This is a genomic window from Burkholderia sp. SR8, assembly GCF_052851275.1.
Genome location: NZ_JAULUC010000009.1, coordinates 117,609 through 138,840 on the forward strand (window position 1 = coordinate 117,609; position 21,232 = coordinate 138,840).

At 66.8% G+C, this 21,232-nt stretch carries 19 protein-coding genes; 10 read left to right on the plus strand and 9 right to left on the minus strand.

The window, feature by feature from the left end; translation table 11 throughout:
• Window positions 1-30: 30 nt before the first annotated feature.
• A complete protein-coding gene (locus Q3A80_RS14215) occupies window positions 31-1,557 on the minus strand; it encodes a CYTH and CHAD domain-containing protein (RefSeq protein ID WP_446329607.1) in 1,527 nt (508 codons plus the stop codon).
• A gap of 40 nt (window positions 1,558-1,597) precedes the next feature.
• Window positions 1,598-3,370 (minus strand): SulP family inorganic anion transporter, encoded by a 1,773-nt coding sequence (locus tag Q3A80_RS14220; protein WP_446329608.1) that lies wholly within the window; start codon window positions 3,368-3,370, stop codon window positions 1,598-1,600.
• Window positions 3,371-3,701: 331 nt separating this feature from the next.
• Here Q3A80_RS14220 and Q3A80_RS14225 point away from each other — a divergent pair, with 331 nt between their 5' ends.
• On the plus strand, window positions 3,702-4,829 hold the full coding sequence (locus Q3A80_RS14225; protein WP_446329609.1) for an aminotransferase class V-fold PLP-dependent enzyme: 1,128 nt from the start codon (window positions 3,702-3,704) through the stop codon (window positions 4,827-4,829).
• Between the two features lie 248 nt (window positions 4,830-5,077).
• On the opposite strand, the gene Q3A80_RS14230 is transcribed toward Q3A80_RS14225, so the two are convergent.
• From Q3A80_RS14230 to Q3A80_RS14245, 4 genes are all read right to left on the minus strand, one after another.
• The gene (locus Q3A80_RS14230) at window positions 5,078-5,635 is read right to left on the minus strand and encodes a DUF6891 domain-containing protein (protein ID WP_446329610.1); all 558 of its coding nucleotides are present in this window, start codon (window positions 5,633-5,635) and stop codon (window positions 5,078-5,080) included.
• A 49-nt stretch (window positions 5,636-5,684) separates the two neighbouring features.
• The gene (locus Q3A80_RS14235) at window positions 5,685-6,371 is read right to left on the minus strand and encodes a hypothetical protein (protein ID WP_446329611.1); all 687 of its coding nucleotides are present in this window, start codon (window positions 6,369-6,371) and stop codon (window positions 5,685-5,687) included.
• Between the two features lie 15 nt (window positions 6,372-6,386).
• Window positions 6,387-7,115, minus strand: a complete 729-nt coding sequence (locus Q3A80_RS14240; RefSeq protein ID WP_446329722.1) for a transporter substrate-binding domain-containing protein — start codon at window positions 7,113-7,115, stop codon at window positions 6,387-6,389.
• 124 nt (window positions 7,116-7,239) lie between these two features.
• Window positions 7,240-9,540, minus strand: coding sequence for an NADP-dependent malic enzyme (locus tag Q3A80_RS14245; protein WP_446329612.1), 2,301 nt, complete (start codon window positions 9,538-9,540; stop codon window positions 7,240-7,242).
• A gap of 136 nt (window positions 9,541-9,676) precedes the next feature.
• Between Q3A80_RS14245 and Q3A80_RS14250 the strand changes: the two genes are divergently transcribed.
• From Q3A80_RS14250 to Q3A80_RS14280, 7 genes are all read left to right on the plus strand, one after another.
• Window positions 9,677-10,648 carry a LysR substrate-binding domain-containing protein gene (locus Q3A80_RS14250; RefSeq protein ID WP_446329613.1) on the plus strand — a complete coding sequence of 324 codons (972 nt, stop codon included), beginning with the start codon at window positions 9,677-9,679 and terminating at the stop codon, window positions 10,646-10,648.
• Between the two features lie 319 nt (window positions 10,649-10,967).
• On the plus strand, window positions 10,968-11,921 hold the full coding sequence (locus Q3A80_RS14255) for a choline ABC transporter substrate-binding protein (protein ID WP_446329614.1): 954 nt from the start codon (window positions 10,968-10,970) through the stop codon (window positions 11,919-11,921).
• Between the two features lie 92 nt (window positions 11,922-12,013).
• Window positions 12,014-12,943 carry a 3-keto-5-aminohexanoate cleavage protein gene (locus Q3A80_RS14260; protein WP_446329615.1) on the plus strand — a complete coding sequence of 310 codons (930 nt, stop codon included), beginning with the start codon at window positions 12,014-12,016 and terminating at the stop codon, window positions 12,941-12,943.
• Between the two features lie 87 nt (window positions 12,944-13,030).
• The gene (locus Q3A80_RS14265) at window positions 13,031-13,996 is read left to right on the plus strand and encodes an L-carnitine dehydrogenase (protein ID WP_446329616.1); all 966 of its coding nucleotides are present in this window, start codon (window positions 13,031-13,033) and stop codon (window positions 13,994-13,996) included.
• Window positions 13,997-14,002: 6 nt separating this feature from the next.
• Complete coding sequence (locus Q3A80_RS14270) at window positions 14,003-14,491, plus strand: thioesterase family protein (RefSeq protein WP_057927505.1); 489 nt, start codon at window positions 14,003-14,005, stop codon at window positions 14,489-14,491.
• A gap of 23 nt (window positions 14,492-14,514) precedes the next feature.
• Window positions 14,515-15,480 (plus strand): alpha/beta hydrolase, encoded by a 966-nt coding sequence (locus tag Q3A80_RS14275; RefSeq protein ID WP_446329617.1) that lies wholly within the window; start codon window positions 14,515-14,517, stop codon window positions 15,478-15,480.
• 22 nt (window positions 15,481-15,502) lie between these two features.
• Window positions 15,503-16,708 carry a TauD/TfdA family dioxygenase gene (locus tag Q3A80_RS14280; RefSeq protein ID WP_446329618.1) on the plus strand — a complete coding sequence of 402 codons (1,206 nt, stop codon included), beginning with the start codon at window positions 15,503-15,505 and terminating at the stop codon, window positions 16,706-16,708.
• Between the two features lie 188 nt (window positions 16,709-16,896).
• On the opposite strand, the gene Q3A80_RS14285 is transcribed toward Q3A80_RS14280, so the two are convergent.
• From Q3A80_RS14285 to Q3A80_RS14295, 3 genes are all read right to left on the minus strand, one after another.
• Window positions 16,897-17,199 (minus strand): DUF4148 domain-containing protein, encoded by a 303-nt coding sequence (locus Q3A80_RS14285; protein WP_124495223.1) that lies wholly within the window; start codon window positions 17,197-17,199, stop codon window positions 16,897-16,899.
• 214 nt (window positions 17,200-17,413) lie between these two features.
• On the minus strand, window positions 17,414-18,400 hold the full coding sequence (locus Q3A80_RS14290) for an oxidoreductase (RefSeq protein WP_446329619.1): 987 nt from the start codon (window positions 18,398-18,400) through the stop codon (window positions 17,414-17,416).
• Between the two features lie 165 nt (window positions 18,401-18,565).
• Window positions 18,566-18,856 (minus strand): DUF3331 domain-containing protein, encoded by a 291-nt coding sequence (locus Q3A80_RS14295; RefSeq protein ID WP_006749506.1) that lies wholly within the window; start codon window positions 18,854-18,856, stop codon window positions 18,566-18,568.
• Between the two features lie 680 nt (window positions 18,857-19,536).
• On the opposite strand from Q3A80_RS14295, the gene Q3A80_RS14300 reads away from it, so the two are divergent.
• Both Q3A80_RS14300 and Q3A80_RS14305 read left to right on the plus strand, forming a co-directional pair.
• Window positions 19,537-20,301: an SDR family oxidoreductase gene (locus tag Q3A80_RS14300; RefSeq protein WP_446329620.1), complete on the plus strand. Its 765-nt coding sequence runs from the start codon at window positions 19,537-19,539 to the stop codon at window positions 20,299-20,301.
• Between the two features lie 67 nt (window positions 20,302-20,368).
• A complete protein-coding gene (locus Q3A80_RS14305) occupies window positions 20,369-21,211 on the plus strand; it encodes an ureidoglycolate lyase (protein WP_446329621.1) in 843 nt (280 codons plus the stop codon).
• Window positions 21,212-21,232: the final 21 nt, after the last annotated feature.

Below are 21,232 nucleotides of genomic sequence, written 5' to 3' on the forward strand. Positions count from 1 at the left end.
GTTTGAAAGCCAGCCGCCCGTCGCGCCGGTTCAGTGTGGCGGCGACAATCGTTTGAAGCGGCTCCACAGCTTCTTCAGCGTCTGGCGATCGGCCGCGGCGCGTGCGGCGAGAAACCCGCGCGCAAACCCCGCACCCGGCGCGGCGTCGGGCGACGTACGAGGCAGCGCCTTCAGAAGCCGATCCGCGACCACGGCATCGTTGCGCCAGCCCAGATCGTCCTGAAGTGCCGTCAGCGCGTCGACATACGATCGAACGGCTTGCTTGCGGCACAGCGACGCGAAGAATTCGGTCGCGTACCGCACCTTCTTCGCCGCGATGCGGGCGCGGTGACGGCGATGATCGTCGAGATCGGCGAGCCGTTTGCCACGCTTGATCAGTTTCCGGTGCCGGCGACGCAGTACGTCGTGAGCAAAAGGGCGCGCCGGCTGCATGATCGCGTCGCGCTGTTCGTCGGGCATTCCGTCCCGCCAGCCCTTTCGGTTCAACCATGACGCGAGCTGCAACGCGAGCCGCGTGTAGCGAACCGACTGGACTGCGGTAGCCGCGCGCTGGCGATTGGCGATCGCAATGCGCCGGCATGCGTTGCGCACGGGGCGGATCTCGTCCGGATTGCCGCCCGTGCCCGCATGGTCGAGCGTCGTTCCGGCAAGCACTTCCCAGTCACGCGCGGCACCGAGTTCGCCGGCGATCCAGCGCAGCTCGTCGTCAAGGCCGGGAAACGCCGGAATCGCTTTGTCGAACAGGTCGAGCGCCGAACGCAGGCGACGAAGCCCGACGCGCATCTGATGAACGCTCGACGGATCATGACCGGACTCGACACCGCGCTCGTTGGCGTGGACCTGGTCCAGGCAGTTGCGCACGATCCGGCAGAACGCGTCTTCGATCGAATCGTGCTGCTTCAGTCGCAGCGGTCGGGCCTTGACGGCCGGCTGGTGCTCGGCGACGAGCAGCCCGTAGCCGAGATCGGCCTTGCTCTCGTGATCGATGCGCAATGGCGCGATGTCGAGCAATTCCAGTGCGATCCCGTACAGGTTTTCGGGGCGGCCGCGTTTCAGTTCCAGTTCGACCGCGGCGATCGGGACCGAATGCGAATTCGCGTCGATCGTCCCCTTGTCGAGCGCAACCTCGACTTCATCGCCGGACGGCAGGCGCAGCGGTAGCACCGTCCGCTTGATCCGTGTGACGAACACGGGATGCAGGTCGGGTGCCGTGGCGTCGTCGCGCACCAGCCGGCCGCAGTCGCTGTCGTCGGGGAGCTTGTCCCGCAGCAGTGTCAGATCGGGGACGTCGCCGTCGACGCGCATCTCGAATTCGTCCCGGTCGAAGAGGCCAGCCTGCGCCGGCCCTTCCAGTTTCAACGTCTGGATTCGGTCGTCGCCGACCGCACGGACGCGCAGCGACGCCGCGCACTTGTGAAATGCAAGCGCGACGGTATCGAAGTACGTGCTCGTCAGTTGTTGGGTCGCGGCGGCGCCGTTGGCGTGCGCCAGCAACGGTGCATGGCGCAACGTGTCGAGATCCTTGACGGAAACCCGCAGCTTCAGTTCTCGTTCCATACTGCCTCCGATGTGTCGCCGATCCTCGGACGACGCCCGGTCAGCGGGCGTCTTCCCAGTCGTGCCACTCGATTCGATGCGTTTCCACATAACCGCTTACCGCTTCGCCGATCGTCGGGAAGAAGTTGTTGTCGCCGAACATGCTGTACATGCCGTAATGCTTGAGGCTGTCCTTGACGGGACCTTTCAGTTCCGCGAAGACCAGCTTGACCTGCCGTGCGGCGAGTTCGTGATGCAGCTGTTCGAGTACGCCCGCTGCCGTGAGATCGATGTCGGTCACGGGCTCCGCCGCGATGACGATCCAGCGTGCCGGCTCGGGCGACTCGTCGACGGCGCGCAGCACGCGCTCGCGAAAGATCTCGCCATTCGCGAAAAAAAGCGGCGCATCCCAGCGCAGCAGCACGAGCCCCGGCACGCGCCGCGCGTCCGGATGGCGCGACACGTCGTGATAGCCCTTCCTGCCGTCGACGCGCCCGAGCACGGCGGCGTAAGGCCGCCACGCACGCCACAGAAACGACAGCACGGTGAGCAGCAGCGCCAGTGCAATGCCGTTCACGACCCCGAGGACTGCGACGCCGACGAAACACGCCACTGCCTGCACGAACTCGCTCTTGCGCAGCCGGTAAAGCCGCACGACGCCGCGCACTTCGATCATGTTCACGCATGCCGCGATCACGACGGCAGCCAGCGCGGATTGCGGCGTGTGTGCGAGCGCCCGGGGCGCGAACAACAGCAGCGCGGCAACGACCGCGGCAGCCACCACGCCCGTCGCCTGCGTCTTCGCGCCTGCCGCTTCCGCGACCGGCGTGCGCGAGCCGCTCGCACTCACCGCGAACCCCTGCACCAGACCGGCGGCGAGGTTCGACAGCCCGAGCGCGATGCATTCGTGATTCCGGTCCACATTGGTGTCGTTGCGCAATTCGTAGGTACGGGACAGCACGCTGATATCCGTGAACGAAACGAGCGCGATCGCCGCCGCGCTCCCTGCGAGATGCAGCCAGTCGTCGAGTCTTACGTTTGGTATGCGCGGCACGGGCAGCCCTTGCGGCACTGCCCCGACGGTCGCGACGCCGGCGCGCGTCGACAGGTCGAACCACATCACCGCCGCCGTCGCGCCTGCCACGGCGAGCAGCACGCCGGGCACCTTCGGGCAGAATCGTTTGCACGCGAGTATCAGCACGAGCGCCGCGACACCGAGTGCGAACGACGTGGCGTTCATCTTCGAAGCCGCGATGCCATCGAGCACGTCGCGCACCTGCTCGATGAACGATTCGCCTTTGCCCTTGAATCCGAGCAGCTTGGGCAGCTGCCCGATGCTGATCGTCAGCATGATGCCGTTCAGAAAACCGTACCGGATGGGCAGCGACAGCAGCTCGGTGACGAATCCGAGCCTGAGCGCCCCGACCGCGATGCAGATCGCGCCGGTGAGTATCGCAAGAGCGCCCGCAAGGGCGAGCGCGTGCGCGGCATCGCCGTGGGCAAGCGGCACGATGCTTGCGGCGATCAGCGCGACCAGCGCGGAGTCGGGCCCGAGCACGAGGATGCGGCTCGGCCCGAACAGCGCATACGCGAGCATCGCGGCAAACGACGCATAAAGGCCGCTGACGGCGGGCAGGCCGGCTGCGTTCGCGTACGCCATGCCGGCGGGGACGAGCACGGCACTGAGCGTGACGCCGGCCAGCAGATCGTGCGGCAGCCACGGCAATCGATAGGCGCGCACCGCGGCGAGTCCGTTGATCCACCGCAGCGGGCCGGCATCGGCCTTGCGGGTCGGTCGGGCCGTGTGCGGGCGGGCACGGCTTTTGATGTTCATCGCAGGACGTCAGGGAACCCGGGCGGAATCGTTCGCGACGTGCGCCGGTATCGTTAAAGCTTATGTTGCCGTGTCGCCGGATAGCAAGCCCGGTTTCATGAAGTTGCGTTTCGATGCGCCGGTCCATCCGGCGCAAATGCGAATGGACGGCCGAGCCGGTGGTCGATCCCGCGCCGTCCCGATGACGCACCACAACACACCAAAATTCCAACCTTCAGACAGCTTTCGCTAGAATCATTCGTCTATCGAAGGAAACAAGCGCTGCAAAGGCGGAGCGGCATCGATTCACGCATACCGCCCGCTCTCATTCCATCCTTTACCGGAGGCGAACGTGCCAGGATTACTTCCCGATGTCGACCGCGACGGGCTTCTTGAATACTCGGTCGTGTACACCGACCGGTCGATCAATCACATGTCGCAGCGCTTCCAGCGCGTGATGCGCGACATTTCCGCCGCGCTGAAGCAGGTCTACCACGCGAAGGCGGTTGCAATCGTGCCGGGCAGCGGGACGTTCGGCATGGAAGCCGTGGCGCGGCAATTCGCGACGAACCGGAAGTGCCTCGTCATCCGCAACGGCTGGTTCAGCTTCCGCTGGTCGCAGATTTTCGACATGGGCGGCATTCCGTCCGAGTCGATCGTGTTGAAGGCGCGTCCGGTCGAATCGGGCCGCCAGGCTGCGTTTGCGCCGGCGCCGATCGACGAGGTCGTCGCGGCGATTCGCGAGCACAAGCCGGATCTGGTGTTTGCACCGCACGTCGAAACGGCGTCCGGGATGATGTTGCCCGATGCGTACATGCGTGCGGTGGCCGACGCCGTGCATGCGGTCGGCGGCATGTTCGTGCTCGATTGCATCGCGTCCGGCACGATCTGGGTCGACATGGAGGCGAGCGGCGTCGACGTGCTGATCAGCGCGCCGCAGAAGGGCTGGAGCGCGTCGCCCGGCTGTGCGCTGGTGATGCTCGGTCCGCTCGCGCGCGAGCGGATCGACGCGACGACGAGCACCAGCTTTGCGTGCGATCTGCGCAAGTGGCTGCAGATCATGGAAGCGTACGAGAACGGCGGGTTCGCGTATCACGCGACGATGCCCACGGACGGCCTCGCGACGCTGCGCGACGTGATCGAGGAAACGGAAGCGTACGGCTTCGACAAGGTGAGGGCGGAACAGCTCGAACTCGGCACGCGGATTCGCGCGCTGCTCGCGCAGAAGGGGTTCCGGAGTGTCGCGGCCGAAGGCTTCGAGGCACCGGGTGTTGTCGTCTGTTACACCGACGATGACGATATCCGCTCCGGCAAGAAATTTGCCGACGTCGGCATGCAGATCGCGGCCGGCGTGCCGTTGCAATGCGACGAACCGGCGGATTTCAAGACTTTCCGCATCGGCTTGTTCGGTCTCGACAAGCTGCATGACGTCGATGCGGCGGTCGCGCGGTTCGCGACTGCGCTGGAGCGGGTGCTGTAGCGCATCGGCGGTCCAGAGTATGCGTCGCGGCGCGTGACGTGACGAGATCGATCAAGATCACGATTGCGGACGCGCCGCGTTTACCGAATGCCGCCGCGCTCGATCGGCGGCCGGCGGGGCCCATGCGATCCACTCGAACCGGATGCGCGCCGGCTGCAGGCGCTTGAACCCCATGTGTATATGCCGGGAGTAACCCAATAGGCTACGCGGTTCAGATCGTTTGGCATCTTGCCCGTCTACACCCGATGCTACCGATAGCGTCTTTTCCAGTCGAACGATGGGACATCGATACGAGTCGCAGCAGACCCGTTCCACGATGTTTCGAACCCCGCCCGCGAAAGCGCTTCTACAACCTGCCGACCGACTGCCGCCCCGCGCGCATCATCGCCGGCGAGGTCGCCGAAGGCGATCGTCAGGCCGTGTCCATCCAGCGCTCTTTCGACATCCTGCCCGTGATAAAAGCAGTACCCATGGTAGCGTCCCTGCGGCGCTTCCCGCACGACCTCCGAAACATCCGAGTGGCCGTCTGACATCGTGTATCCGGCGTTCGACAGCGCGCAGATGCCGGCGTCGTCCAGTTCGTCGAACACGCGGTCCAGGCGATCGCAATCCGTCTCCGGCGGCCAGGACCGCTCCGCGGCGGCCTTGCGCTCGAATTCCGAGTCGATGAAGCCTTCCAGCCGGTCTGCATCGCAGTCCGGTTCCAGGATGTCTTCCATCATTTCCCGGACGTCGTCGGAGTCGTTGAACCCCGACCAGACCCATTTGCTGATGCACTCCATTACGTACTTTTCGGTGTCCGTCACGTCATGGCCTCCAGGTGTGATCTTCGATGGTCAACGCCGCTGCGGGCCGTCACCCGCCATCGGCAGTCTTGCTCAACAGTTCGCGCAGGCGTGTTGAAACCGTATCGTCCGGCGAACGTCCTTCCAGAAAGCGGTCCAGCTCTCGACGTGCGCCGGCCGCGTCGCCCGTCTTCGCGAGCACGAACGCAAGCGCGATCGGATGCTGGACATAGTTGTAGAAGCCCAGCCCGCCGCTCGACAGATGGGCCCTCAGCCATTCGAATGCTGCCACGACGTCTTCGATCGACTCGACGCGTTGCCACAGTTCGTCCGCACGCGCGATCGCTGTTTTCACGACCACGGCCGCTCTGTCGGCGACGCCGCGCTCCCCGTGAATCACGCTGATATCGAGCGCCCGGTCGCGTGCATCGACGGCGAAGTCGAAGATCGCCGACTTGCCGGTTCGATGCCATCGAACCGCGTTGCCGGACACGTGCGGGACGAAGTCGAACGAAAATCCCCAGCGTGGCGCGATCACGCCGCCTTTCCATGCCGGAAATGCGAACATCGGGCGGATCGGCGCGCCGTCGGACCGTACCCACGTCAGCGGCGCGACAGCCTCGAAGCGTCGCCCGCCCAACGCGGCGTCGACGGCCGGTGCGAGCACGCGATGCGCAGCGTCCAGCGTCACGCTGTCGAACGTGTCGACGTTGCGGGTGTCGTTGCGAAGGCGCTTGAGCCAGGTGCCGATGCTCATCGTCGCTGCACCATTTCAGTGGAGAGCCGGATCGATTTCGGCACTGCTCAATCCGAACTCCGCCATGCGCGCACGATGCGCCGCGGAACCCAGATACACGCGTAGCTGCCGGTTGACCGCATCGAGCAACGCGTTGTTCTGTCGATTGAACGAGAAAGCGCCCAACGGCGGCCGGCGTGGTATCCCGTCCGCTACCGCCTCGTGCGCCACGGCCTCGAGCGATGCGCCGTCGATCCGGTTCGCCACGATCCGGTTTCCCAGCGCAGTGCTGGCGTACGCGTCGACCGTGCCGGCGATCACCGCCTCGATCGCATCGGCTTGCCGGTCGAACAGGGTGATCTGGTGCTCGCGCACGCCCGCTGCTTTCGCCGAATCGTGCTGCACCTGCCCGGTAATGACGCCGAGACGCGCATCGGGATGCGCGGCAAGCGAAGCGTAGCTCACGAGTTGCCTCGGGTTTCCGGCACGCACGAGAAAGCCGTCCGCGATGCCCCACACAGGTGCGCTGAACGCCACCATGGCCGCGCGTTCGGGTGTAACGAAGAGCGGAACGTTCATGTCCCAGCGGCCCGCGGCAACGCCTGGCAGCAGTTCATTGAACGTCGTCAGGTGATGTTCGATCCGGGTGACGCCGATCGCCCGCAGGATCTCGCCGGCCAGGTCGATGTCGGCGCCGGTCGCCGTGCCGTCCGGCGCCGTCCATCCAAATGGCGGTTCGTCGAGGTACGCAATCGTGACCGTCATCGCTGCTTCTCGCGAAAGGGGACGGCTGCCGGGTCGGGAGCCGATTCGCGACGATTCTAATCCTTCGCTCGCAGGACGGGGCCGGCCGCAGCCGGCCCGCATCATGCGACGACTTCAGCCGCGCTCAGCCCGCCGCGCTCCGGTTGGCCTCGATCACCGTCAACGCCGTCATGTTGACGATCCGGCGCACGGTCGCGCTCGACGTGAGAATGTTCACCGGCCCGTTGACGCCCAGCAGGAACGGCCCGACCGCGACGTTGCTGCCGGCTTCCGTCTTGAGCAGGTTGTAGGCGATATTCCCCGCATCGACGTTCGGGCACACGAGCAGGTTCGCGGCGCCCTTCAGCGGCGACATCGGCAGCAGCCGCGACCGCAGCGCCTCGTCGAGCGCGCAGTCGCCGTGCATTTCGCCATCGGCTTCGATATCCGGCGCCTGCGCGCGAATGAGGTCCAGCGCCTTGCGCATCTTCACGCCGGACGCCGCGCTGCCCGACCCGAAGTTCGACCGCGACAGCAGCGCAGCCTTCGGCGTCAGGTTCAGCCATTCCATCTGACGTGCGGCCGCGATCGTGAATTCCGCGATCTGCTCGGCGTCCGGATTGTCGTTCACGTGCGTATCGACGAGCGCGACCGTCCGTTGATTCAGCAGCAGGATATTCATCGCCGCATAGGTCGACGCACCGGGCTTTCTGCCGATCACTTCGTCGACGAAGCGCAGGTGGTTGTGATATTCGCCGACGGTGCCGCAGATCATCCCGTCCGCATCGCCGAGCCGCACCATCATCGCGCCGATCAGCGTCAGGCGGCGGCGCATTTCGACGCGCGCCATCTCCTTCGAAATCCCGTCGCGGCAGCGCAGTTCCCAATACGTGGTCCAGTATTGCGGGAAGCGCTCGTCATATTCCGGATTGGTCACCTCGACGTCCTGGCCGAGACGCAGGCGCAGGCCGAATCGCTCGATCCGCGCGAGCAGCACCTCGGGACGGCCGACCAGGACAGGTCGCGCGAGCTTCTCGTCGACGATCACCTGCACCGCGCGCAGTACGCGCTCGTCCTCGCCCTCGGTGAACACGATGCGCGCCTTGCCGCCGTCGCGCACGAGCTGGCGCGCGGTCGCGAACAGCGGCTTCATGAATGCGCCGGAGTGGTAGACGAACTGCTGCAGCTGCTCGACATACGCGTCGAGATCCGCGAGCGGGCGCGTCGCCACGCCGCCCTCGATCGCCGCTTTGGCCACGGCCGGCGCGATACGCACGATCAGGCGCGGATCGAACGGCTTCGGAATCAGGTATTGCGGACCGAACGACACTTCATCGCCGCCATAGGCCGCCGCGACGATATCGTTCTGCTCTTCCTGCGCGAGGCCGGCAATCGCGTGAACCGCGGCGATTTCCATTTCGCGGGTGATGGTCGTTGCGCCCACATCCAGCGCGCCGCGGAAGATGTACGGGAAGCACAGCACGTTGTTGACCTGGTTCGGGAAATCCGAGCGGCCGGTCGCGATCACGACGTCGTCGCGCGTCGCATGCGCGAGTTCCGGGAAGATCTCGGGCGTCGGGTTCGCGAGCGCGAGAATCAGCGGGCGCGCGGCCATCGCCTTCAGCATGTCCGGCTTCAGAATGCCGCCGACCGACAGCCCGAGGAACACGTCGGCGCCGCCGATCACTTCGGCCAGCGTACGCGCGTCGGTTTCCTGCGCGAAGCGTTCCTTGGCCGGGTCCATCAGCGTGGTCCGGCCGCGATAGACGACGCCTTCGATGTCCGTCGCCCAGATGTTCGCGACCGGCAGCCCGAGGTCGACGAGCAGGTCCAGGCACGCGAGCGCGGCGGCGCCCGCCCCCGACGTGACGACCTTCACTTCGGCGATCGACTTGCCGACCACCTTCAGCCCGTTGATGAACGCGGCCGCGACGGTGATCGCGGTGCCGTGCTGGTCGTCGTGGAAGACGGGAATCTTCATGCGCTCGCGCAGCTTGCGCTCGACGGTGAAGCATTCCGGCGCCTTGATGTCTTCCAGGTTGATCCCGCCGAACGTGGGTTCGAGGCCGGCGATGATGTCGACGAGCTTGTCCGGGTCGGTTTCGTTGATTTCGATGTCGAACACGTCGATGCCGGCGAACTTCTTGAACAGCACGGCCTTGCCTTCCATCACCGGCTTCGACGCGAGCGCGCCGATGTTGCCCAGACCCAGCACCGCGGTGCCGTTGGTGATGACGCCCACCAGATTCCCGCGGCTCGTGAAGCGGTGCGCGTTCAGCGGCTCGGCCGCGATCGACTCGCAGACGCTCGCGACGCCCGGCGTGTACGCGAGCGCGAGATCGCGCTGCGTCACGAGCGGCTTGCTGGCGACGACGGAGATCTTCCCCGGGGTCGGAAACTCGTGATAGTCGTACGCGGCCTGCTGCTGGGTCTCTGTCTGTTTCATGTTCCTGGGTCCGGGCATGCGCGTCAGGCCAGTCCCGACGCGATCGATGAAGGTGATTCTAGGGATCGGCCATAAGGAGATGATTCTGTTTTAATATCGGTCCATCACTTTTTCATGATGGTATGGCCGTCCGGCAATGACTTTCGACGCGAACGACGTGGTGCGGCGCCTGGGTGCGCGCCTGAAGATGCGGCATCTGATGCTGCTGCTGCAGATCCAGCAGCACGGGTCGCTGACGCGCGTCGCCGAGCACATGGCCAGCAGCCAGCCGGCCGTGACGAACGCGCTGTCCGAGCTGGAGAGCATGTTCGGCACGCCGCTGTTCGAGCGCTCGTCGCGCGGGATGCGGCCGACCGCGCTCGGCTCGGTCGTGCTCGAACGGGCGAAGGCGATGCTGAAGGACCTCGACCATCTCGCCCGCGAGATGGAGGCGGTCGCGGCCGGCCATGCGGCGCACCTGCATATCGGCGTGATTCCGTTTATTTCGGGCCAGATGCTGTCGGCGGCGCTGAAGCGCCTGCAATCCCGGATGGAACGGCGCCTGACCGTGACGATCCACGAAGGCACGAGCGACCAGTTGCTGCTGCAGCTGAAGGACCACAGCGTCGACCTCGTGATCGGGCGCGCGTCGTCGGCGGTCGATCTCGGGCAGGTATCGTTCGAAGTGCTGTACCAGCAGCAGCCGCGGATGATCGCGAGCCGGCGCCTCGCGGCGAAACTGGCGCGCACGAGGCTCGACTGGGAGAAGCTGCGCGCGCTGGACTGGATTCTCGGCGCGCCGCATACGCCGATGCGCGAGCAGGTGACCGACCTGTTCCTGTCGGCGGGCATCGCGCCGCCGGTGCCGATCGTCGAGAGCTACTCGTCGAAGCTGATCGGCGAAATGATCGCGTCGAGCGACGACGCGGTGTCGATCGTGCCGGCCGATATCGCCGAAGAAATGGTGCGCATCGCGGGCGTCGCGATCGTCCCTTACTCGCTGGTCTGGACGCTGCCGCCGATCGCGCTGTTCACGCGCTCCGCCGACCCGCATGCGCCGACGCGGGATTTGCTCGTCCAGGCACTGCGCGAGATTTGCGGGGAAACGTACGTCGAAGTGCCGCGATAACGGCACCGCGCGGCCCTCGAACCGCGCGGCCGGCACAAGTCGCAGGGCGCGCCTGAATGTCGCCGGCGAAGCGCGCGCACCTTACATTCCCGACGCCGCATCCGGACAAACCCGTTCTCGCCTGAATCCGCCCGAAACCCACGCCCCACAAGCCGCAGCCCGCGCGTAGTGGTTTCCACTCATAGTCGCAAACAGTCAAGAACAGGTCGCCGGCGGTCGTCTTGCTGGCAATATGGCTCGTTACTTTTACTTCCACGATGCAGGCCGGGACGCACTTCGCGCACCCGTCGGACATCGGTCCAACCGGAGGGGAGAAACCATGAAGTCGACAAAGATCGCCGCGTTCGTCGCGGCCGTGCTGGCGACCGGCGCAGTCACGACCGCGGCGCAGGCCGAAACGGATGCCGCGACCTGCCGCAACGTACGTTTCGCGGACATCGGCTGGACCGACATCACCTCGACCACGGCGCTCGCGTCGACGGTATTCGAAGGGCTCGGCTACAAGCCGACGACGACGATCGCCTCGGTGCCGATCTCGTTCGCCGGCCTGAAGAGCAAGCAGCTCGACGTCTCGCTCGGCTACTGGTGGCCGGTGCAGCAGAAACAGCTGCAGCCGTTCCTCGACAGCAAGTCGATCAACGTCGTCGAACCGCCGAACCTGTCGGGCGCGAAGGCGACGCTCGCGGTGCCGAGCTACGAATACCAGGCCGGCCTGAAGACCTTCGACGACATCGCGAAGCACCGCGCGGAGCTCGACGGCAAGATCTACGGGATCGAGCCGGGCAGCAGCGCGAACGCGACGATCCAGAAGATGATCGACACGAACCAGTACGGGCTCGGCGGCTTCAAGCTGGTCGAGTCGAGCGAGGCGGGGATGCTCGTCACGGTCGAGCGCGCGATCCGCGAGAAGAAGTGGGTCGTGTTCCTCGGCTGGGAGCCGCATCCGATGAACATCCAGATCAGCATGAACTACCTGTCCGGCGGCGATGCGTCGTTCGGCCCGAACTACGGCGAAGCGCGCGTGTACACGCTGACGGCGCCCGACTTCATCTCGCGTTGCCCGAACGCGGGCAAGCTCGTCGAGAACCTGCGCTTCTCGACGCAGCTCGAGAACCAGCTGATGCAGTCGGTGATGAACAAGACGAAGCCGGCCGACGCGGCGAAGGCATACCTGAAGAAGAATCCGCAGGTGCTCGATGCGTGGCTCGCCGGCGTCAAGACGTTCGACGGCAAGGACGGGCTGCCCGCCGTGAAGGCCTATCTCGGCCTGTAACGGATCATGCGCGCCGCACGCGGGCGGCGCGCAGCAACGAATCATCTGCAGTACGACATAAATCGAGCACGAAACGAGCGAGGGCTCCCAGCATGAACAACGAAGTCATCATCACCTGTGCGGTCACCGGCGCGGGCGATACGGTCGGCAAGCATCCGGCGATTCCGGTCACGCCGAAGGAAATCGCGGCCGCGGCGATCGAAGCCGCGAAGGCCGGCGCGACGGTCGCGCACTGCCACGTGCGCGATCCGCAGACGGGGCGCGGCAGCCGCGATCCGAACCTGTACCGCGAAGTGGTCGACCGCATTCGATCGGCCGACGTCGACGTGATCATCAACCTGACGGCCGGCATGGGCGGCGATCTGGAAATCGGTCCGGGCGAAGATCCGATGCGCTTCGGCAAGGGCACCGATCTCGTCGGCGGCCTCACGCGTCTCGCGCACGTCGAGGAACTGCTGCCGGAAATCTGCACGCTCGACTGCGGCACGCTGAATTTCGGCGACGGCGACTACATCTACGTGTCGACGCCCGCGCAACTGCGCGCGGGTGCGAAACGCATCCAGGAGCTCGGCGTGAAGCCCGAGCTGGAAATCTTCGATACGGGCCATCTGTGGTTCGCGAAGCAACTGCTGAAGGAAGGGTTGCTCGACGATCCGCCGCTGTTCCAGCTGTGCCTCGGCATTCCGTGGGGCGCGCCGGCCGACACCGGCACGATGAAGGCGATGGTCGATAACCTGCCGCCGGGCGCGCACTGGGCCGGCTTCGGGATCGGCCGCATGCAGATGCCGATGGTCGCGCAGGCGATGCTGCTCGGCGGTCACGTGCGCGTCGGCCTCGAAGACAACATCTGGCTCGATCGCGGCGTGCACGCGACCAACGGCACGCTGGTCGAGCGCGCACGCGAAATCGTCGAACGGCTCGGCGGCCGCGTGCTGACGCCGGCGGAGGGACGCCGCAAGCTCGGCCTGCCGGCGCGCGGCGAGCGCCTGCTCGAACGCCGTGCGGTGGCCGAGTTCGCGTGAGGTCCGGCGACCGATTCCGATTCACGACGGCGGCACGCACGAGCGCGGCCGCCATCCGATTCCCCTCGATTTCAAGGATGCGTTGACATGGCAGTGAAGACCGACATCAGGACGTTCGCCGCGATCGGCACCGGCGTCATCGGCAGCGGATGGATTTGCCGTGCGCTCGCGCACGGTCTCGACGTGGTCGTGTGGGACCCGGCGCCCGGCGCCGAGGCGCGCCTGCGCGCGAACGTCGCGAATGCATGGCCCGCGCTTGAGCGCGTCGGCCTCGCGCCGGGCGCCGATCCCGCGCGGCTGCGCTTCGAAGCGACGATCGAGGCCTGTGTCGCCGACGCGGACTTCATCCAGGAAAGCGCGCCCGAGCGCGAGACGCTGAAGCTCGAACTGCACGAACAGATCAGCCGCGCGGCGAAGCCGGACGCGATCATCGCGTCGTCGACGTCGGGGCTGCTGCCGACCGATTTCTATGCGCGGGCGACGCATCCGGAGCGCTGCGTGGTCGGCCACCCGTTCAATCCGGTCTACCTGCTGCCGCTCGTCGAGGTGCTCGGCGGCGCGCGCACGTCGCCGGAAGCGGTCGAAGCCGCGATGGCAATCTATCGCAAGCTCGGCATGCGGCCGCTGCACGTGCGCAAGGAAGTGCCGGGCTTCATCGCCGACCGGCTGCTCGAGGCGTTGTGGCGCGAGGCGCTGCATCTCGTCAACGAAGGCGTCGCGACGACCGGCGAGATCGACGACGCGATCCGCTTCGGTGCGGGCATCCGCTGGTCGTTCATGGGCACGTTCCTGACCTATACGCTGGCCGGCGGCGACGCGGGCATGCGACACTTCATGCAGCAGTTCGGCCCGGCGCTCGAACTGCCGTGGACGAAGCTGGTCGCGCCGAAGCTGACCGACGAACTGATCGACCGCGTCGTCGAAGGTACGAGCGAGCAGCAGGGCACGCGCCGCATCAAGGAACTCGAGCGCTATCGCGACGAGTGCATCACCGAGGTGCTGAAGGCGATCGCCGCGGTGAAGGCGCGGCACGGAATGCGATTCGAGGACTGAACGAACATGACCGGCGATACCCCGCTGACGATCTACCGCGACGTCGTACGGCCCGAGTGGGTCGACTACAACGGCCATCTGCGCGACGCGTTCTATCTGCTGATCTTCAGCTTCGCGACCGATGCGCTGCTGGACCGCATCGGTCTCGACGACGCGACGCGTCGCGAGCGGGGCCGCTCGGTCTACACGCTCGAAGCGCACGTGAACTATCTGCAGGAGATCAAGGAAGGCACCCGCGTGCGCGTCGACGCGCGGGTGTTCGCGCACGATGCGAAGCGCGTGCATCTTTACCTCGAACTGTTCGCGGACGGGCATGACGGTGCGGTGTCGGCGAGCGAGCAGATGCTGCTGCACGTCGACACGCGCGACGGCGCGAAATCGGCGCCGTTCGATGACGACGTCGCCGCGCGCGTGGCCGAACTGCATGCATTGCAGCGCGATTGCGCGGCGCCCGCGTATGCGGGGCGCGTGATCGGATTGCCGCCGCGCCGTTAGCGCGACGACGACGGGCGCACACGATGCTCGAACCGGAAATCGCGGCGTTCGTCGCGGCGGTCGATGCGGCATACCCGGCCGACACCGCGGCGCATTCGCCTGACGAACAGCGCCGCGTCTACGATCGCTTCGCAGCCGCATGGACACCGGCGGAACTGCCCGCCGGCATCGTGCAGCACGACGCGGTGTGGTACGCACCGGACGGACACGCGATCGCGCTGCGGCGCTACGCGCCGGCGCACGCCGCGCCGCGCGGCACCGTGCTGTTCTTTCATGGCGGCGGTTTCGTCGTCGGTTCGCTCGACAGTCACGCGCTGATCACCGCGCAACTGGCGGCCGACACGGGGCTGGCCGTGATCGCGGTCGACTACCGGCTCGCGCCCGAACATCGCGCGCCGGCGGCGCTCGCGGATTGCCTCGCCGTCACGCGCGCCGCGCGCGACGCAGCGCATTGGCCGTTCGACGCATGCACGCGCCCGCTGACGCTCGCGGGCGACAGTGCAGGCGGCAACCTCGCGGCGGCCGTCGCCACGGCGCTGCGCGATGCGGGCGAAGGCGGCATCGACGGCATCGACGGCATCGCGCTCGTGTATCCGATGCTCGGTTTCGAACCGCAATCGCCGGCGCGCGAAACGGAAGTGCATGCACCGATGCTGACGCTCGACGACGTCCATCGCTACCGCGCGCTGTACTGGGGTGATGCGGACGAAACCGCGTTGAACGGCGATCCGCTGCTGCGCGCGTCGGTGCCGCTCGCGGCGCCGCGTTTCGACGGACTGCCGCCGGTGCTCGCGATCGGTGCGGAACACGATCCGCTGCGCGACGATGCACGTGTCTATGTCGAACGCATCCGCGCGGCCGGCGGCGTCGCGCGTTACTGGATGGGTGAGGGGCTGGTGCACGGCTGCTGGCGCGCGCTCGGAACGAGCCCGCAGGCTGCGCGGATGCACCGGATGATCGGCGGGTTTCTGCTCGCACCGCACGCGTAGCGGGCATTTCCGGGAGGCAACGATGCAGGCAGCGCAACAGCGTATTGAGGACTGGCGGACGTTTTCCGCCGACGCGGCCGTCGCGACGGCGACGATCGGCGATGGAACGGTGGACGTCGAGTGGAGCGACGCGCGACGATCGCCGTTTCACTTCGACTGGTTGCGCGACAACTGCGCGTGTTCCGCATGCGTGCATGTGCTCACGCGCGAACAGGTGTTCGAGATCGCCGATGCGCGTGAGGATCTGTCCGCCGTTGCCGTGCATGTCGAAACCGATGGCGCACTGCACGTCGAGTGGAACGACGGGCATCGCAGCACCTGGTCGCCGGGATGGTTGCGCGCGCATGCATACGACGATGCATCGCGCGCCGAGCGTCACGCGGCACACGCGCGGCGCGTGTGGACCGGCGACGATGCGACGGCGATCGGCGTATTCGCGTGGCGCGACGTGATCGAGGACGACGGCGCGTTGCTCGCATGGCTTTCCGCGCTGCAGCGCACCGGGCTGACGCTCGTCGAAGGCGTGCCCGCCGAGCGCGGGCGGGTCGACGAGGTCGCGCGCCGGATCGGCCTGATTCGCGAAAGCAATTTCGGCGTGCTGTTCGACGTCGAATCGAAGCCGCGTCCGGACAGCAATGCCTATACGTCGCTCAATCTGCCGCCGCACACCGACCTGCCGACGCGCGAGTTGCAGCCCGGCGTGCAGTTCCTGCATTGCCTCGCGAACGACGCGACGGGCGGCGACAGCATTTTCCTCGACGGCTTCGCGCTCGCCGATGCATTGCGGCGCGAGCATCCGGCCGATTTCGGGCACCTTGCGTCGACACCGTTCGAGTTCTGGAACAAGAGCGCGACCAGCGACTACCGCTGTTCGGCGCCCGTGATCGGGCTCGATGCGCGCGGCAACGTGACCGAGGTGAGGGTCGCGAACTTCCTGCGCGGGCCGCTCGATGCGCCGGCCGGATCGGTCGCGGCCGTCTACCGCGCATACCGGCGGTTTCTCGCGCTCGCACGCGAGCCGCGTTTTCGCGTGCAGCGGCGGCTGCGCGCGGGCGACATGTGGGCGTTCGACAACCGCCGCGTGCTGCATGCGCGTACCGAGTTCGATCCGTCGACGGGCCGCCGGCATCTGCAGGGCTGCTACGTCGATCGCGATGAACTGCTGTCGCGGTGGCGCGTGCTGTCGCGCGGAAGGCTCGCCGCGCCTGCGCCCGCCGTGCCGCGCTGAGCGGCCGCGCACGCCTGCCGGCTTCCGTATGCGAAAAAGCGCCCGGACGCAGCGCGCCCGGGCGAAGCCACCCGCTGCCGGGCGGCGGAGGTATGCGTGCCGCAAAAAAGACGAGCCCGCATGACGGGCTCGTCCGGATACAGCTGGATCGCGCGATGCGCGGTGCGCCCGCCGGGGGGCGCGTCGGCTTACTGGCCGAAGAAGACCGAGTCGCGAGCGTTCGACGACGCTGCGGCAGCCGGGGCGCCCGAGTGGACGACCGGAGCCGGTTGTGCGCCGTAGCCGCTGGCGTCGGCACCATGAACGCGCGCTTCCGCCGACTGGATGTCGTTCGGATAGTACGGGCTCGACAGGCCCGGCTTGTAGCCGGCTTGTTCGAGTTGAACCAGTTCGTTGCGGACCTGGGCGCGCGTCACGGTGCTTTGTGCGAAAGCGCCGAACGAAGCGGACAGGGCGACAGCGGCAACAACTGCGGAAACGAGCGATTTCATGATGACCTCCGGTGTTTTATTGAGTTCGCTTGCGACACCATGTCTGCAGCGATTGACTAAATGTTAGTCACCGGGTCGTTCAGGGTAAACGCTGATTTTGACGATAGATTGTTTCCGGGTTGGTAACAGTGGTGCGCCGAATCCGCCTTTCATCGCGCTTTCGTTTCCGTAAGTGTAATAAGTATGAAGAATGGGCGAACAGCCGAGCACGCGGTTAGCGCACTTCGGCTGCCGTGTCGAACGGCTTCGCCGGCGCTCGTCCGGCCGGCACGCCCGAGCTCAGGAAACGCACGCCGGTAGCGGCTTCCGACGCTTCCCACAGCAGTGCGGCGACGGCTACGTCGCGCGCAGCGCGCGGCACGCTCGCGGCCGCAGGCAGGCCGCGCGCCTCGAACCAGCCGGACGGCCCGATATACGAGCCGCCGGTCAGGTCGGGCGACGTGGCCGCATGGATCGCCGGCAATGCACCCTGATCGGCCGGTTGCGCGAGATAACGGTTCGCCGCGCGCATCAGCGCGGCGCGCGCGGGCGAATCGTCCATCGCGGGGCCCGCGAACTGCAGATTGGTCGCCGCGTAGCCGGGGTGCGCGGCAACGCTGATCCCGGCGAACGCCGCGCGCTGGAAGCGGCGCTGCAGTTCGATCGCGAACACGAGGTTCGCGAGCTTGCTGTCGCAGTACGCGAGATAACGGTTGTAGCGGCGCTCGGCGCGCAGGTCGTCGACGCGGATCCGGCCGCCGCGATTGAAACCGCTCGACATCGTGACGACGCGTGCGCGCCGCGCGGCGCGCAGCGCCGGCAGCAGATGGCCGGTCAGCGCGAAATGGCCGAGGTGATTGGTGCCGAACTGCATCTCGAAGCCGTCGCGCGTGTGGCGCAGCGGCAGGAACATCACGCCGGCGTTGTTGCAGAGGATGTCGACGCGACCGTGACGGTCCGATACGTCGGCGGCGAAGCGCTGGATCGATGCGAGATCGGCGAGGTCGAGCGGCTCGACTTCGACACGGGCTGCGGGATGGAACCGGCGAATCGCGGCGGCGGCTTGCGTGGCACGCGTCGCATCGCGGCAGCCCATCACGACCGTGGCGCCCTTGGCGGCCAGCGTTTCCGCAATGTGCCAGCCGAGGCCGCTGTTCGCGCCGGTCACGACCGCGACCTTGCCGCCTTGCGCCGGGACGTGGCGCGCGCTCCATGCATGCATGTCTGCCTCCATCGGCGTGGCAGGGCGCCACGACGCATTATCGTTACATTGGATGATGTAACGATAATCGGCGCAGGCCGGACAGACAAGCAGAGGAACTAGACCGGCGCTTCTAGCGCGGGCACGCGGGCGATGCAGCCGGCCGCGGCGTGCGGCGGGGGCGCGTTATCGGCTGCCGGCCAGCGCGAGCACTTCGGCGGCGGAGATCATCGCGGCCGCGTTCGCGGGTGCCGGGCGCTCGGCCGGGCGGAATACTTCGTCGCCGCGCTGGATCACCTGGCGCGACAGCGCGCAGGTGCCGGTGCGCTGCGCGAAGCGGCGGCGCCAGCGTTGTTCGCCGTAGTGACAGCGGCCGGGTTCGACCCAGCGGACGACGAGCAGCGTATCGGAACGTTCGAGGATTTCGACGTGAACGTCGGCGGGATCGAGCGCAGGCAGGGATTTGGAGGCCTTCATTTTGCCGTTTCCTAAAGCTCGTGCGGTTTCGGCCGTGGCAGTGGATGTCACTACCCGAGGGCGAATCCGTAGCGGTTTCCATGAGTGGTGCGCTAAATGTAAGCGTCTGTGACCGGAAAAAACATCCTGTCTGGCTCAAATTACCTTTTGCCGATTTAGAAACAATCGCCGCGCATTTTCTTCGAAACGCCAACGACAAAAGCGCCCCGGACGCGTACGCCCGGGGCGGGAAAATCGGCCCGCGCGTCCGTGTCTGCTCGCTCAGTCACGTGGCACACCGCGGGGGACGGAGACGCCCGTCACCGATCGGCGACGGGCGGGGTGCGGTGGGCCGGGAAGCGCGGTCCGGCAATCCCATGATCGCGCGCCCACCCCGTTGAGACGCTGACGCGGACATGACGTTTTTGTCAGTTTCGCCGGGCGGCGGCGCGATCCAGGCGCGCCGGCCCGGCTGAAACGCCCGCCGATATTGGCTTCGCGGGCGACGCGGCCGATCGTCGACGCGTGAAAAAGACGGTAAACGAAGCCGCTGCCGCCGCCGTCGGCTCGATTCTCCCGCTCGGGAAAATACTGAATCGCGCGTTCGTGACAAATCCCGATTCTGTTCCTATGATTGGTTGGACCTTTAGTCCTTTGTGCCAATCGGCCGACTGGCGGCCGGCTTTTCGGGAGAGCTGCTCATGAGATTGCAGGGCAAGCGCGCGCTGGTGACGGCGGCCGGGCAGGGTATCGGCCGCGCGACCGCGCTGCGGTTCGCAAGCGAGGGTGCCGACGTGCTGGCGACCGACATCAACGAAGCCGCGCTCGCGCAACTCGCGGCCGATGCCGAGCGTGCCGGCGGCCGGCTCGCCACGCGGCGGCTCGACGTGACCGATGCCGGCGACGTCGCGGCACTCGCCGCGCACGAACGCGCGTTCGACGTGCTGTTCAACTGCGCGGGCTTCGTGCACCACGGCTCGATCCTCGACTGCGATGACGACGCGTGGGCGTTCTCGCTGAACCTGAACGTCACGTCGATGTACCGGCTCATTCGCGCGCTGCTGCCGGCGATGCTGGACGCGGGCGGCGCGTCGATCGTCAACATGGCGTCGGCCGCGTCGAGCGTGAAGGGCGTGCCGAACCGCTTCGTCTACGGGACGACCAAGGCGGCCGTGATCGGCCTGACCAAGTCCGTTGCCGCCGATTTCGTCGAGCAGCGCATTCGCTGCAACGCGATCTGCCCGGGCACGATCGAATCGCCGTCGCTGGAGCAGCGGATCGCCGAGCAGGCGCGCACGCGGCAGGTGTCGACCGACACCGTCCGCCAGGCATTCGTCGCGCGGCAGCCGATGGGGCGCATCGGCACCGCGGACGAAGTGGCCGCGCTCGCGTTGTATCTCGCGTCCGACGAAGCGTCGTTCACCACCGGCGCGATTCACCTGATCGATGGCGGCTGGTCAAACTGACCGTGTCTAACCGACCGTGTCCGCCTGACCGCACCTCCCATTCACTTTCCGCTTCCGCCCAGACGACATGAAACTGCTGAGATTTGGCGACAAACATCATGAGAAACCCGGCCTGCTCGATGCGCAGGGCAAGATCCGCGAGCTGTCCGGCGTGATCGACGACGTCGCCGGCGACGCGCTGACGCCCGCGTCGCTCGCACGGCTGCGCGACATCGATCCGTCGTCGCTGCCGCTCGTCGACGGCACGCCGCGGCTCGGCGCGTGCGTCGGCCGCGTCGGCAAGTTCATCTGCATCGGGCTCAACTATTCGGACCACGCAGCCGAATCGGGGATGGAAGTCCCGAAGGAGCCGGTCGTGTTCGGCAAGTGGACGAGCGCGATCTCCGGGCCGAACGACGACGTCGAGATTCCGCGCGGCTCGGAAAAGACCGACTGGGAAGTCGAACTCGGCGTCGTGATCGGCAAGGGCGGCCGCTACATCGACGAAGCCGATGCGCTGTCGCATGTCGCCGGCTACTGCGTGGTGAACGACGTATCGGAACGCGAATACCAGCTCGAACGCGGCGGCACGTGGGACAAGGGCAAGGGCAACGACACGTTCGGCCCGCTCGGCCCGTGGCTCGTCACGGCGGACGAAGTGCCGGATCCGCACGCGCTGCGGCTGTGGCTCGAGGTCGACGGCCATCGCTACCAGAACGGCTCGACCGCGACGATGGTGTTCCGCGTGCCGCACCTGATCAGCTACCTGAGCCGCTTCATGAGCCTGCAGCCGGGCGACGTGATCTCGACCGGCACGCCGCCGGGCGTGGGCCTCGGGCAGAAGCCGCCCGTCTATCTGCGCGCCGGGCAGGTGATCACGCTCGGCATCGACGGGCTCGGCGAGCAGCGCCAGCGCACCGTGCAGGCCTGATTTCCTTTAACGGACGATTCG

What these genes read in the sequence shown, in the direction of transcription:
- Q3A80_RS14265 (WP_446329616.1), top strand. Translation starts at nt 13,031, where the DNA reads ATGGCAGTGAAGACCGACATCAGGACGTTCGCCGCGATCGGCACCGGC.
- Q3A80_RS14275 (WP_446329617.1), top strand. Translation starts at nt 14,515, where the DNA reads ATGCTCGAACCGGAAATCGCGGCGTTCGTCGCGGCGGTCGATGCGGCA.
- Q3A80_RS14255 (WP_446329614.1), top strand. Translation starts at nt 10,968, where the DNA reads ATGAAGTCGACAAAGATCGCCGCGTTCGTCGCGGCCGTGCTGGCGACC.
- Q3A80_RS14250 (WP_446329613.1), top strand. Translation starts at nt 9,677, where the DNA reads ATGACTTTCGACGCGAACGACGTGGTGCGGCGCCTGGGTGCGCGCCTG.
- Q3A80_RS14245 (WP_446329612.1), bottom strand. Translation starts at nt 9,540, where the DNA reads ATGAAACAGACAGAGACCCAGCAGCAGGCCGCGTACGACTATCACGAG.
- Q3A80_RS14280 (WP_446329618.1), top strand. Translation starts at nt 15,503, where the DNA reads ATGCAGGCAGCGCAACAGCGTATTGAGGACTGGCGGACGTTTTCCGCC.
- Q3A80_RS14260 (WP_446329615.1), top strand. Translation starts at nt 12,014, where the DNA reads ATGAACAACGAAGTCATCATCACCTGTGCGGTCACCGGCGCGGGCGAT.
- Q3A80_RS14270 (WP_057927505.1), top strand. Translation starts at nt 14,003, where the DNA reads ATGACCGGCGATACCCCGCTGACGATCTACCGCGACGTCGTACGGCCC.
- Q3A80_RS14285 (WP_124495223.1), bottom strand. Translation starts at nt 17,199, where the DNA reads ATGAAATCGCTCGTTTCCGCAGTTGTTGCCGCTGTCGCCCTGTCCGCT.
- Q3A80_RS14240 (WP_446329722.1), bottom strand. Translation starts at nt 7,115, where the DNA reads ATGACGGTCACGATTGCGTACCTCGACGAACCGCCATTTGGATGGACG.
- Q3A80_RS14220 (WP_446329608.1), bottom strand. Translation starts at nt 3,370, where the DNA reads ATGAACATCAAAAGCCGTGCCCGCCCGCACACGGCCCGACCGACCCGC.
- Q3A80_RS14290 (WP_446329619.1), bottom strand. Translation starts at nt 18,400, where the DNA reads ATGCATGCATGGAGCGCGCGCCACGTCCCGGCGCAAGGCGGCAAGGTC.
- Q3A80_RS14235 (WP_446329611.1), bottom strand. Translation starts at nt 6,371, where the DNA reads ATGAGCATCGGCACCTGGCTCAAGCGCCTTCGCAACGACACCCGCAAC.
- Q3A80_RS14295 (WP_006749506.1), bottom strand. Translation starts at nt 18,856, where the DNA reads ATGAAGGCCTCCAAATCCCTGCCTGCGCTCGATCCCGCCGACGTTCAC.
- Q3A80_RS14215 (WP_446329607.1), bottom strand. Translation starts at nt 1,557, where the DNA reads ATGGAACGAGAACTGAAGCTGCGGGTTTCCGTCAAGGATCTCGACACG.
- Q3A80_RS14300 (WP_446329620.1), top strand. Translation starts at nt 19,537, where the DNA reads ATGAGATTGCAGGGCAAGCGCGCGCTGGTGACGGCGGCCGGGCAGGGT.
- Q3A80_RS14305 (WP_446329621.1), top strand. Translation starts at nt 20,369, where the DNA reads ATGAAACTGCTGAGATTTGGCGACAAACATCATGAGAAACCCGGCCTG.